The sequence below is a fragment of the Streptacidiphilus melanogenes genome, from assembly GCF_000787835.1.
Taxonomy (GTDB): Bacteria; Actinomycetota; Actinomycetes; order Streptomycetales; family Streptomycetaceae; genus Streptacidiphilus; species Streptacidiphilus melanogenes.
This window is the reverse complement of sequence record NZ_BBPP01000066.1, coordinates 1-12,652: the sequence shown is the minus strand read 5'-3', so window position 1 is coordinate 12,652 and position 12,652 is coordinate 1. Positions and strand designations below refer to the sequence as shown.

Sequence of the window (12,652 nt, the reverse complement as noted above, 5' to 3'; positions counted from 1 at the left end):
GCGACAACAGCTCAGGAAGAGGCCGAGGCCTTCGGGGAGGCGCTGCCGCTCGGCTTCGCGGAGCCGTGGGCCGACGCCGAGGCGGAGGATCCGGAGGGGGCCGAACCAGCGGAGGAGGCCGAGCCGGAGGCGGCCGGGGAGGCCCCGGAGGTGTCCGAACCGCCGGCGGCCGCAGTGCCGCTCGGGGCCGCACAGCCGGGCTGACGGCTGAGAGCCGCGCCGAGGTCTCCCGTCTGGAGCGTCTGCAGCGCCGCGGACGACTGCGTGGACAGCTGGCCTATCTGGTCCGAGACGCCACGCAGTCCTGCTGCGAAGCGGGCCTGGTCGTTGACGGGCAGCGCCTTCACGATCTGCTGGACCTTGGTGTAACCCCCGGCGGCCTGGTTCAGCTCGCTGACCGCGTCGGCCTGCGTCTGGGAGCCGTCCTTCGTCGCGGGCGCACCTGCGGCCTGCACCGCCTGCGCTATCTGCTGGTTCCCGGTGGCCAGCCGGCCCATGTCGGCGGCCAGGCGCGTCTGCAGGTCGGCGGGGCTCTCGCCCTGGATGATCCGGCCGGTGTCCGCCTTGGCATCCGCCACCGTCCTGATGGGCGCGGCGATGCCGCCGCAGACGCTCTTCGCCCAGGAGTCCAGCTTGCCTGTGCTGTCGCTGCCCCCACAGGCGGCCGTCCCGAGCGCCACGACGGCGGCGACCGAGGCCGCGACCGCAACCCGCCCGGCCGTGCGGCCTCCCACGCGTCCTGCCGTCCGTGCACGTCGGGGCGACGACGTCGCCCGGCCCGTGCCCGGCTCCGCCCCCGCCACCGGCTCCCGCACCGACGCCGCCACCAGCTCCGACCTGCTCACCGGGTCCCCTTCCCACGCTCTGACCCAGCTTGGGAACCTACACTGTCGCCCTTTTCCGGCGCAGGTCCGCCTCGATACCGTGCCCGAACGGCACCGCGAGCAGAACACCCGACTGGACGCCCGACGCAAGACCCGACGCACGCCCGCCACAACGCCCGGCACGACGCCTGACACGACGACACGGAGGTCACATGCCCCGCGCGCAGGTCAACGGGATCGAGCTCGAGTACGACACCTTCGGCACCGCCGACCGGCCCACCCTGCTGATGATCATGGGCTTGGGCTCCCAGATGATCGCCTGGGACGAACGGCTCTGCCACCTCCTCGCGGACGAGGGCTTCCACGTCGTCCGGTACGACAACCGCGACGCCGGGCTCTCCACCTTCCTCGACACCGGACCGCAGCCGGACCTCGCCGCCGTCCTCGACGGCGACGGCTCCAGCGCGACCTACCTGGTGGCGGACCTGGCCGGAGACGCCGCGGGTCTGCTGGACGCACTCGGCGTCGAGCGCGCCCACCTCGTCGGCGCCTCGCTGGGCGGGATGATCGCCCAGCAGCTGGTGATCGACCGGCCCGAGCGGGTGCTCAGCCTCTGCTCGATCATGTCCTCGCCGGACTACCCCAGGGTCGGCCCGCCCAGCGAGGAGGTGTGGGCGGTGCTGACACAGCCGCGCGCCGAGGGCCGTGACGCCGCCATCGAGGGCGACATCGCGTCCGCCCGGGCGATCGGCTCGCCCGGGTATCCACGCGAGGAGCAGGAGTTGCGGGCCTCGGTGATCCGCACCTATGACCGGTGCAGCCGCATCGACGGCATCGCACGGCAGTTGGCTGCGGTCTTCGCCTCACCGGACCGGACTCGGGCGCTGGCAGCGGTCACCGCACCCACCCTGGTCGTCCACGGCGAGGACGATGCCCTGGTGGACATCAGCGGTGGACGGGCCACCGCCGCCGCGGTGCCGCACGCCGAGCTGCTGACGCTGCCGGGCATGGGCCACGAGCTGCCGGAGGCGCTGTGGCCGCGCGTCGTGGCGGCAATCGCCGCCAACGCCCGTGCGGGTGAAGCGTTGCAGGCGGGCTGAACGCGCTGGGCGGGCGGAGCGCTGCGGGCCGGCTGTGCGATGCGGGTCGGCTGAACGTCGAGCCGGCGGAGCGCTGCGGACCTGCCGAGGTCGCGGGCCGGCTCGCAGCGCGCCGCGGGCCGGCGACGCGCGTTCCGGCCCGACGACAGTTCCGCCCGTCGGCAGTTCCCCCCGCCGACCGTCCGGCGCCGGTGCGTGAGCGCCGGACGGTCGCGTGAGCCCGCTCAGGGCACGCGGGAGGTCACCCCCGAACCCGGTCGGCCGTCGGCCTGTCGTGGGATCTCGCCGCCTGTCCCGTCTGCCGTGTCCGCCGCGGATCCGGCGGTCGAGGCGTCCGGCGGCTCTGCGCCCATGGCGATGCCGCGCCGCTTGGACATCCACACCGCGCCGACGATCACGGCCAGGCAGAGCACCGCGATCACCACGCGCCATGCCGTGCTGGCGTGCGCGCCGAAGCCCAGCTTGACGATCGCGGTGGCGATCAGCAGCGAGACCAGGTTCATCACCTTGAGCAGCGGGTTGATCGCCGGACCCGCCGTGTCCTTGAACGGGTCACCGACGGTGTCGCCGATGACGGTCGCGGCATGCGCCTCACTGCCCTTGCCGCCGTGGTGGCCGTCCTCGACGAGCTTCTTGGCGTTGTCCCAGGCGCCGCCGGAGTTGGCCAGGAAGACCGCCATCAACGTGCCGGCGGCGATCGCACCCGCAAGGTAGGAGCCGAGCGGTCCGACACCGAGCAGGAAGCCGACGGCGATCGGCGCGAGCACCGCGAGCAGACCGGGGGTGGCCAGTTCGCGCAGTGCGTCGCGGGTGCAGATGTCCACCACCCGGCCGTAGTCCGGCTTCTCGCTGCCGTCCATGATCCCGGGCCGCGAGCGGAACTGCTCGCGTACCTCGAAGACCACGGAGCCGGCGGAGCGGGAGACGGCGCTGACGGCCAGTCCGGAGAAGAGGAAGACGACCGCCGCGCCGAGCAGCAGACCGACCAGGTTGTTGGGCTGGGAGATGTCCAGGCTCAGGCTCAGCCCATGGGCGGAGGAGCCGATCTGGGACTCCGCGGTGCCGATGGCGTCGGTGAAGGAGCCGAACAGCGCGGTGGCCGCCAGTACGGCGGTGGCGATCGCGATGCCCTTGGTGATCGCCTTGGTGGTGTTCCCGACCGCGTCCAGTTCGGTCAGCACCTGCGCGCCCGCTCCGGTCACGTCACCGGACATCTCGGCGATGCCCTGGGCGTTGTCGGAGACCGGCCCGAAGGTGTCCATGGCGACGATCACGCCGACGGTGGTCAGCAGCCCCGTCCCGGCCAGCGCGACGGCGAACAGCGAGAGCGTCAACGAGCCGCCGCCCAGCAGGAAGACGCCGTAGACGGCGGCGCCGATCAGGACCGCCGAGTAGACGGCCGACTCCAGGCCGACCGAGATGCCGGAAAGGATCACGGTGGCGGGGCCGGTGAGCGAGGTCTTGCCGATGTCGCGGACCGGGCGCCGGTTGGTCTCGGTGAAGTAGCCGGTGAGCTGCTGGATCGCCGCGGCCAGCACGATGCCGATGGCGACGGCCGCCAGCGCGAAGACCCGCGGGTTGCCGCTGTGGGCGGCGACATCCGGGGAGGCACCCTTGAGCGCGGCGAAACTGCCGGGCAGGAAGGCGAAGACGGCGACCACGACCAGCACGAGGGAGACGACCGCGGAGATGAAGAAGCCGCGGTTGATCGCGGTCATGCCGGACCGGTCGCCACTGCGCGGCGAGACGGCGAAGATGCCGAGGACAGCCGTGACCACACCGATGGCGGGCACCAGCAGCGGGAAGGCCAGGCCGTGGTCCCCGAACGCGCTGACGCCGAGGATGAGCGCGGCGACGAGCGTGACGGCGTAGGACTCGAAGAGGTCGGCCGCCATCCCGGCGCAGTCGCCCACGTTGTCGCCGACGTTGTCGGCGATGGTGGCGGCGTTGCGCGGATCGTCCTCCGGGATGCCCTGTTCGACCTTGCCGACCAGGTCGGCGCCGACGTCGGCGGCCTTGGTGAAGATGCCGCCGCCGACACGCATGAACATCGCCAGCAGTGCGGCCCCGAAGCCGAAGCCCTCCAGCACCTTGGGCGCGTTCTCGCGGTAGACCAGCACCACCACGGAGGCCCCGAGCAGGCCGAGGCCGACGGTGAACATTCCGACGACCCCGCCAGTGCGGAACGCGATCCGCATGGCGCGGTGCGACACGGTCCGCACGTCGGGCGCCTCCGTCTCCCCTTCGCTCGGGGTGGCCGCCCGGGCCGCCGCGGCGACGCGGACGTTGCTGCGCACGGCCAGCCGCATGCCGACATAGCCGGTCACGGCGGAGAAGGCCGCGCCCACGACGAAGAAGACGGAACGTCCGATCCGCTGCGACCAGTCGTCGGCCGGCAGCACCAGCAGCAGGCACGGCACGATGACGGCGAATCCGGCGAGGGTGCGGAACTGCCGCGCCAGGTAGGCGTTCGCGCCTTCCTGCACGGCGGCGGCGATCTGCTTCATGGTGTCCGTGCCCTGATCCGCTGCCAGTACCTGACGGACCAGCAACCACGCGACACCCAGCGCGGCTACGGCGACGACGGCGACGATGACGACCACGACCCGGTCCGAACCGGAGAGCACGGCCGTCACAGGTGATTGAGCGCCGGAGAGGTAGAGCCCGGCCATTCGTCCTCCCATGACGTCTGGCTCGTGCGCCGAGCGGGATCCCGGGGTCATGGGGCCGGGGGAGGCGCGGACCGCTCGGCAGCGCGGGCAAGGTGGCAGGCCGCGATTGTAAGAATCCGACACATGATCAAAACAGGGTATGTGCGGCAATTGGTACAAGTACTAGGAACTGTGACAGAAGTTCCTAGCGAGACTTTCCCGGTCGAGGCGCCTGGCCACCTCCCAGATCCGCCGCCTTTCGGCCACCCCGGCCCTGGTTGGCCGAAATCGTGGTGCAAGAATCGGGCCACTTTTCGTCGAGAGGCCGAGAGGCACACTCCATGCGTTCCAAGCGCGTCGCCAGATCCCTGGCACCCGTGCTCCTGGCCGGCGCGGCCATACCCCTCGCCGCGCCCGCACCCGCGTCCGCCGCCGACACCGGCATCCTGTACGTCAACTCCGCCGCGCCGTGCTCGGACACGGACCCCGCGGCGGGCAGCCAGGCCGTGCCGTACTGCAGCCTGCAGACGGCCGTCGACGCCGCCCAGCCTGGACAGACCGTCCAGATCGCCCCGGGCAGCACCTTCTCCGGGCAGCTGCACATCACCCACTCCGGCAGCGCCGGATCGCCCATCACCATCCAGGGCCTGAGCGGCTGGCAGACCGGTGGAACCCGCCCCACTGTGACCGACCACAACGCCGAGCCCGCCGTCCTCCTCGACCACGTCCAGAACGTCGTGCTGCGCGGACTGGGCGTCTTCGCCGGCCACCAGGGCATCGAGATCGACGGCGGCAGCCAGATCACCCTGGACAGCCTCTTCGTCTACGGCGCGGTGCTCCAGGCCTCCCCCGGGGTCTCCACCGACAACGGCGTCACCGTCCAGGACGGCGCGTCGGGCGTCACCGTCCAGCGGTCCGAGATCCTCTCCTTCACCGGCGCCGGCGTGGCGGTCCAGTCCGCCGACGGCACGGTGCTGAGCACCGACTACGTGACGGGCAACCGCAACGGCGGCATCGTCGCCACCGACTCGCCGGACACCGTCGTGACCAGCGACACCGTCGATCGCAACTGCCTGTCGGGCGTCTCCCTGCTCGGCGCCGGCAGCGGTTCGACCGGGTCCACGCTGGAGAACAACGTCGTCGCCGACGACGACGCGAACGGCGTCGCCTTCAGAGGCCGCCCGGCCTGCACCGACACGACCCAGCCCGAGGTCTCCGTCGCCGCCGGCTCCACCTCCGGGACCGTGCTGGACTACAACGTCGTGGCCGCACCGGGCAGTGCCGAGCCCTACTCCTGGGCAGGAACCGGCTACGCCTCGGCTGCCGCGCTCGGCGCCGCCACGACCCCCAGCCAGGGTGTGCACGACCTCACCGGCAACCTCTCGACGCTGATCTCGACGTCCCCGAAGCCGCCCAGCCCCGTGATCGACTCGGCCGACGCCGGCGCCCCCGACGAGCTGAGCACCGACCTGACCGGTCACTCCCGTGTGGACGATCCGACGGTGGGCGACACGGGAACCGGCGTGGGCTACTACGACCGGGGTGCCTTCGAGGGCGTCGACCCCTTCTCCATCACCGGGATCACGCCTCCCGGGAACGCGACGCATCCCGCGCCGAACACCGTCACGTTCAGTGCGACGGTCAGCAACCCGTGGAACGACCAGGGCATCCAGTACACCTTCGACTTCGGCGACCAGACCCCGCCGGTCACCTCCTCGTCGCCGACCGCCTCGCACACCTACACGAGCGCCGGCGACTACACCGTGGTGGTGACCACGCAGCTCTCCGACGGCCGCAAAGTGACCAGCACGACCAGCTACTACCTGCCGGTGGACGCCCCCGTCACCCCGCAACTCACCGCCGCACAGGACGGCTACACGCCGCTGACGGGCGACTTCGGCTACTCCGCCACCACGCCGTGGCAGCTGACGGGCGGCTCCATCGACTTCGGCGACGGACACACGCAGTCGCTGAACCTGACCAGCACGACGGCGACACTGACGCACGCCTACGCCAAGCGCGGCGTGTACACGGTGACCCTCACCGCCACGGACTCCGCCGGTCACACGGCGCGCACCTCGCAGCGGCTGAGCGTCGGCGACACCTTCCGGGCGGTGCCGCCCGCCCGGATCCTGGCCACCTGGAACGGCCTCGGCGCACCGAAGGCGCCGATGCCGTCGCGGCACGCCCTGCGGCTCAAGGTCGACGGCGTGGGCGGGATTCCCAGCTCCGGCGTCACCGAGGTCGTCATGAACCTCACCGCGACCAGCGCCACCAGCGGCGGTTCTCTGACGGCCTATCAGGACGGCACCGCACTGCCGGGCACCACCAGTCTGACGGTGACCCCCGGCCGCACCACGCAGTCGCTCGTCACCGTCCCGGTCAGCCCGTCCGGGTACGTGGACCTCTACACCTCCGCCGTCGGCGCCCAGTTGAGCGCGGACGTGCAGGGCTTCTTCACCTCCACCAGCAACGGCCAGCCCTTCCAGAGCCAGAGCGAGCATGTGCTGGACACCTCGACGGGCCTGAACACGACCAAGTCGCCGCTGGCCGCCGGGCACAGCGTGACGCTCAACGCGTGGCGGCAAATGGCCATGCCCGTCGGCCTGGCGGGCATCGTCCTCGATGTGACCGCCTCCGGTGCGAGCGCGGCCGGTTCCGTGACCGTGCACGCCGGAAGCACCTCGACGCCGTACGAGGCGACGCTGCACGTGGTCCCGGGCCAGACGGTCAGCAACCTGGTCGTCGTCCCCATCGACAACGAGGGGGACATCCTCGTCACCAACAGCGGCGGCGGCTCGCTCCAGGTCAGCGCGGACGTCGAGGGTTACTACGGTGAGGCGCCCGCGCCCACCACGCTCTTCCCGCTCACCCCGTCACGCATGCTGGACACGCGCTACGCGATCGGCGCGCCCAAGGGGCAGCTCGGTGCGGGGCGGGTGCTGCGGCTCAGGGCGGCGGGCCTCGCCGGCATCCCGGCCGGAGCGAAGACCGTACTGCTGAACCTCACCGCCCTGAACGCCTCGGTGGCCACCTCCGTCACCGCCTACGCGGACGGCGCGACGCGCCCCGCCGGCGCAGCCCTGCAGGCCGGTCCCGGCCTGCCGTCCACGGTCCTGGTCGAGGCGCCGATCGGCAGCGACGGCTACGTCGACCTGTACAACCGCGCGGGCTCGGTGGACCTGCTGGCGGACGTGGTGGGGTACTACTCCTGACGTCCCAGGACGTCGTCCCGTCCGGGAACGACGCGAGATGAGCAGCGAAGGGTGGCTCGGGTGATCCCGGGCCACCCTGGTCGTATCGACGATCGGCCGAGCCCGCGGTCACACGGATCTGCGTTGCAGGGGCCCAGGTGCCCGGAGCACAGGCGAACGGAGCCCAGGCGCACGGGCCTGGGCATACGGGCGTGGGATGCGCCGACGCGGCCCCGGAGGCGCGCCAAGAGGCGTATGGGGCCTGCCCCGCTACCGGCGCTCGGCGGGTGCTACAGCTCGTCGTCCGCGGGGTCGGCGATGGGCCAGCTCATCCGGATCAGGCCGCCGTCGTCGTCGTGGCCGATGACCAGGTCGTCCACCAGGCCGCTGATCACAGCCAGGCCCATGGTGTCGTCGGCCTGCTCGCCCCCACGGCCGCCGTTCGCGCCGGCGGCCAGGCTGAGGGCCTCGGCGGCGCTGCTGTCGGCGTGCGAGGTCACCGGCGTCGGCACTCCGTCGCCGACCTCGATGAGGAAGCGCTTCTCCTGCTGGGTCAGCTTGACCCGTACGGGATGCGACACCCCGCTGCGCACGTGCAGACCGACCGCGCGCGAGCATGCCTCACCCACGGCAAGACGGACCTCGTCGAGAACCGACTCGTCGACCCCGGCCTGACGTGCGACTGCCGCCGCGACCAGCCGCGCTGTGCGCACGTGCGCCGGGAGTGCGCTGAAGCGCAGTTCGACGGTGGCCATATATGTCCCCCTCGAAAGGTTCAGGTTCCGGACCGGCCCCGGGAGCCCGGGCACGCGGATACTTCCGCGCGCCTCGTCACTCCCGGGCGCACTGCCTCAGTTGGAGCTCACCGGTGCGAGCTCAGTCGTTGGCGGCGACGGCCTCGTCCACGGAACCGTGGATGGGGAACACCTTCGTCAGTCCGGTGATCCGGAAAATCTTGAGGATGCGCTCCTGGTTGCAGACCAGACGAAGCGAACCCTCATGGGCCCGCACCCGCTTGAGCCCGCCGACGAGCACGCCCAGCCCGGTCGAGTCCAGGAAGTCGACGCCTTCCATGTCCACGATCAGGTGGTAGTGACCCTCATTGACGAGCTCGACGAGCTGCTCGCGCAGCTTCGGGGCGGTGTACACATCGATCTCGCCCCCAACCTCGACGACCGTGCGGTCGCCGACGGAACGGGTCGACAGGGACAGGTCCACGGAACCTCCAGCACCTTGCCTTGCTTCCATGCCGATCGCGGGGCCCCTGGCCCCGTTGCACGGCCGCGTAGGCATTCAACCACTTATCACCAGGCCAACACGACGCCTTGGGGGGAATCTCCATCAGCGTGATGACAGACTTGGGGCCGATGAAGCCGCGCTCTGACCCGCCCGAAGCCGCTCTCGACCGCCTCACGGGCGCCTCCGGGCGGCAAGATCGGCTCACTCATTCGGAGCACATTCCGGCCCGCCCCGCCCAGTATGCGGACTGGCCCGCAGGCCTCCGCCCGGAGGTGCTGTCGGCGATCTCGGCGACCGGAATCAAGCAGCCATGGACACATCAGGCAGAAGCCGCGAATCTGGCTATGAACGGACAGAACGTGGTGATCGCCACGGGGACCGCCTCGGGCAAGTCGCTCGCCTACCTGGCCCCTGTCCTCAGCGCTCTGTTGGACGGCACCGAGGCCAAGAACGGCCGCGGCGCGACGGGGCTCTACCTCGCGCCCACCAAAGCCCTCGCCGCCGACCAGTTGCGCCGGCTCGGCGAACTGCGCACCGCCGCCGAAGCTTGCGAAGTGGCCGAAGCGGCCCGCTGGGCCAATGGGGCCAAAGAGGCCGACGGGACCGAAGGGGCCGAAGGGGCCGAAGGAGGGACGGCGGCCGTTCCGGGGGCGGCGCGGCTCAGCCGCGTCCGCGCGGCGGTGTACGACGGCGACACCCCGTTCGAGGAACGCGAGTGGGTCCGCCAGTACGCCGCGTACGTGCTGACCAACCCCGACATGCTGCACCGCGCCATCCTGCCGGGCCACGCCCGCTGGGCCTCCTTCCTGAAGGCCCTGCGCTACGTCGTCATCGACGAGTGCCACACCTACCGCGGCGTCTTCGGTTCCCACGTCGCCCAGGTGCTACGCCGCCTGCGGCGCCTGTGCGCCCGCTACGGCTCGTCCCCGGTCTTCCTGCTGGCCTCGGCCACGGTGGCCGAGCCAGGACACAGCACCGAGCGTCTGACCGGGCTTCCCGTCGCCGAGGTGACGGCCGACGGCTCACCGCGCGGGGAGACGGTCTTCGCGCTCTGGGAGCCACCGCTGACCGAACTGGCGGGCGAGCACGGCGCGCCGGTCCGCCGCTCGGCCACCGCCGAGGCCGCCGACCTGCTCACCGACCTGGTGCTGGACGGCACCCGCACCGTGGTCTTCGTGCGCTCCCGGCGCGGTGCCGAGCTCGTCTCGGTCATCGCCCAGGAACGACTCGCCGAGGCAGCCGGGCACGCGACGGCACGCCGGGTTGCCGCCTACCGCGGCGGCTACCTCCCGGAGGAACGGCGGGCCCTGGAGCGTGCCCTGCACTCGGGCGCGCTGCTCGGGCTCGCCTCCACCAGCGCCCTGGAGCTGGGCGTGGACGTGGCAGGCCTCGACGCCGTGCTGCTGGCCGGGTACCCCGGCACCCGCGCCTCCCTGTGGCAGCAGGCCGGCCGGGCCGGCCGCGAGGGCGGTGGCGCCCTGGCCATCCTCATCGCCCGCGACGACCCTCTGGACACCTACCTGGTGCACCACCCCGACTCGCTGTTCCGGCAACCCGTCGAGTCGACCGTGCTGGACCCGGACAACCCGCACGTCCTCGCGCCCCACCTGTGCGCGGCCGCGGCCGAGCTTCCGCTGGCGACTCCGGGGGACCTGGAGCTGTTCGGCCCCTCCGCGCAGATACTCCTGCCCCAGCTCGAGCGCCGCGGGATGCTGCGGCGACGCGGCCAGAACTCCTGGTTCTGGACCCGCCGCGAACGCGCCGCCGATCTCGTGGACATCCGGGGCGAGGGCGGCTCGCCCGTCCGGGTGGTCGAGGCGGACACCGGCCGGCTGCTCGGCACCGTCGACGCCGGCGCCGCGCACACCACCGTCCACACCGGCGCGGTCCACCTCCACCAGGGCCGCAGCTACCTGGTGCGCGAGCTGGACCTGGACGACTCGGTGGCCCTGGTCGCCGAAGCCGACCCGCCGTACAGCACAGTCGCCCGCGACACGACCCACATCGCCGTCCTGAGCACGGACCGTCAGGTCGCCTGGGGCGACGCCACCTTGAACTTCGGCTCGGTGGAGGTGACCAACCAGGTCGTCTCCTACCTGAAACGTCGGTTGCTCACCGGCGAGATCCTCGGCGAGACCAAGCTCGACCTGCCGCCGCGCACCCTGCGCACCCGCGCGGTGTGGTGGACCGTCACCGAGGAGCAGCTGGAGGACGCCGGCTTCCTCCCGGAGGAGCTCCCCGGGGCCGCCCACGCGGCCGAACACGCCTCCATCGGCTTGCTTCCGCTCTTCGCGACCTGCGACCGATGGGACATCGGCGGAGTCTCCGTCCCCCTCCACCCCGACACCGGCCTGCCCACCGTCTTCGTCTACGACGGTCACTCGGGCGGTGCCGGCTTCGCCGAGCGGGGCTTCGAACGCGCCCGGGAGTGGCTCTCCGCCACCCTCCAGGCCATCACCTCGTGCGAGTGCGAGCGCGGTTGCCCGTCCTGCATCCAGAGCCCCAAGTGCGGCAACGGAAACGACCCGCTGGACAAGCAGGGCGCCATCCGGCTGCTGACGCTGCTGCTCGCCGGACCGGAGGTCGGTACGAGGCCGGCACCCCACACCCAGAGGCCGCCCAGCCCCGCGCCGGGCTCCGACTCCGGCTCCCGCTCCCGCTCCGGCTCCGGCTCCGGCTCCGGCTCCGGCTCCGGCTCCGGCTCCGGCTCCGGCTCCGGCTCCGGCTCCGGCTCCGACGAGGGATAACCGGTGGAGCGCCCCGGCAGGCTCTGCCTACGGTTCGTGGGTGACTACGGAGCAGACGACGGCCAGCCCTGAAGCACAGACCGCGGAAGGCTACCTACGGGCCTTCCACGACAAGGCGCCCGGTCGGTTGGTGGAGGGCGTGAACACCCGTCGCGTCTCCGACGGACGGACCAGCCACGAGGTACTGGCGGACCGAGTCGGTCATGTCAGGAGTGTCCTCGACCTCGGCTGCGCGGACGGGGGTCTGCTGGCCCTCTTCGGTGCGCGCGGCGTCGAGACCCTCGCCGGGGTCGACCTCTCCTCCCGCGAGCTGGAGATCGCACGCCGCAGGCCCGAGCTGGCCGACGCCCGACTCCACCACGGGCGCGCTCAGGAACTTCCCTTCGCGGACCACTCCTTCGACGCCGTGGTCTCGCACATGGCCCTGATGCTGATGGCCGACGTGGAGCAGGTCGTCGCCGAGGCGGCCCGGGTCCTGGTAGCGGGCGGCGTGCTGGCCGTGGCAGTCGGCGGTGGCCCCGTCGGCGGCGAGGCCATGGAACTCTTCCTCGAGCTCGCCACCCCCTACCTCATGTCGACACGGACCGGGGAGCGCCGTCCCCGGCTCGGCGACCCCCGCAGCCGCACGCGCGAGGGTCTTGACGGGCTGCTGGCCCCGCAGGGCTTCGCACCTGCGGACTGGGAGCCCTTCAGCCTCAGCATGAGCGGCTCCACCGAGGAGGTGTGGCGGCTGATGCTCGACACTTACTACGACCTGACCCAGCTCGACGAGGCGACCCTGGAGCAGTTGCACCAGGAGTTCGCCGACGCCTCCCGTTCCCTGCTGACCACCGACCGGCAACTGCCCTGCGGCCTGCGGATCAACCTGGCAACGACGCGGCTGACCGGCACGCCGCT

General features: G+C 71.9%; 8 protein-coding genes. 4 read left to right on the top strand and 4 right to left on the bottom strand.

Going from position 1 to position 12,652, the window contains the following annotated elements:
• Nucleotides 1–11: 11 nt before the first annotated feature.
• Nucleotides 12–734: a hypothetical protein gene (locus TR49_RS36870; RefSeq protein WP_042390207.1), complete on the bottom strand. Its 723-nt coding sequence runs from the start codon at nt 732–734 to the stop codon at nt 12–14.
• 302 nt (nt 735–1,036) lie between these two features.
• Here TR49_RS36870 and TR49_RS36865 point away from each other — a divergent pair, with 302 nt between their 5' ends.
• The gene (locus tag TR49_RS36865) at nt 1,037–1,924 is read left to right on the top strand and encodes an alpha/beta fold hydrolase (RefSeq protein ID WP_042390205.1); all 888 of its coding nucleotides are present in this window, start codon (nt 1,037–1,039) and stop codon (nt 1,922–1,924) included.
• Nucleotides 1,925–2,148: 224 nt separating this feature from the next.
• On the opposite strand, the gene TR49_RS36860 is transcribed toward TR49_RS36865, so the two are convergent.
• On the bottom strand, nt 2,149–4,608 hold the full coding sequence (locus TR49_RS36860; RefSeq protein ID WP_439654161.1) for a sodium-translocating pyrophosphatase: 2,460 nt from the start codon (nt 4,606–4,608) through the stop codon (nt 2,149–2,151).
• Between the two features lie 308 nt (nt 4,609–4,916).
• On the opposite strand from TR49_RS36860, the gene TR49_RS36855 reads away from it, so the two are divergent.
• Entirely contained in the window at nt 4,917–7,790 is a 2,874-nt protein-coding gene (locus tag TR49_RS36855; protein WP_042390202.1) for a right-handed parallel beta-helix repeat-containing protein, read from the top strand.
• Between the two features lie 269 nt (nt 7,791–8,059).
• Here the strand turns inward: TR49_RS36855 and TR49_RS36850 are convergent, their stop codons facing one another.
• Together TR49_RS36850 and TR49_RS36845 are read right to left on the bottom strand one after the other, a co-directional pair.
• The gene (locus TR49_RS36850; RefSeq protein ID WP_042390200.1) at nt 8,060–8,524 is read right to left on the bottom strand and encodes an ATP-binding protein; all 465 of its coding nucleotides are present in this window, start codon (nt 8,522–8,524) and stop codon (nt 8,060–8,062) included.
• A 121-nt stretch (nt 8,525–8,645) separates the two neighbouring features.
• On the bottom strand, nt 8,646–8,987 hold the full coding sequence (locus TR49_RS36845; protein ID WP_042373473.1) for an STAS domain-containing protein: 342 nt from the start codon (nt 8,985–8,987) through the stop codon (nt 8,646–8,648).
• A gap of 131 nt (nt 8,988–9,118) precedes the next feature.
• On the opposite strand from TR49_RS36845, the gene TR49_RS36840 reads away from it, so the two are divergent.
• Both TR49_RS36840 and TR49_RS36835 read left to right on the top strand, forming a co-directional pair.
• Nucleotides 9,119–11,755: a DEAD/DEAH box helicase gene (locus TR49_RS36840; protein ID WP_236653702.1), complete on the top strand. Its 2,637-nt coding sequence runs from the start codon at nt 9,119–9,121 to the stop codon at nt 11,753–11,755.
• A gap of 40 nt (nt 11,756–11,795) precedes the next feature.
• On the top strand, nt 11,796–12,652 hold an 857-nt coding region (locus TR49_RS36835; RefSeq protein ID WP_042390227.1), incomplete at its 3' end, for a class I SAM-dependent methyltransferase.

What these genes read in the sequence shown, in the direction of transcription:
- TR49_RS36865 (WP_042390205.1), top strand. Translation starts at nt 1,037, where the DNA reads ATGCCCCGCGCGCAGGTCAACGGGATCGAGCTCGAGTACGACACCTTC.
- TR49_RS36860 (WP_439654161.1), bottom strand. Translation starts at nt 4,608, where the DNA reads ATGGGAGGACGAATGGCCGGGCTCTACCTCTCCGGCGCTCAATCACCT.
- TR49_RS36855 (WP_042390202.1), top strand. Translation starts at nt 4,917, where the DNA reads ATGCGTTCCAAGCGCGTCGCCAGATCCCTGGCACCCGTGCTCCTGGCC.
- TR49_RS36850 (WP_042390200.1), bottom strand. Translation starts at nt 8,524, where the DNA reads ATGGCCACCGTCGAACTGCGCTTCAGCGCACTCCCGGCGCACGTGCGC.
- TR49_RS36840 (WP_236653702.1), top strand. Translation starts at nt 9,119, where the DNA reads ATGACAGACTTGGGGCCGATGAAGCCGCGCTCTGACCCGCCCGAAGCC.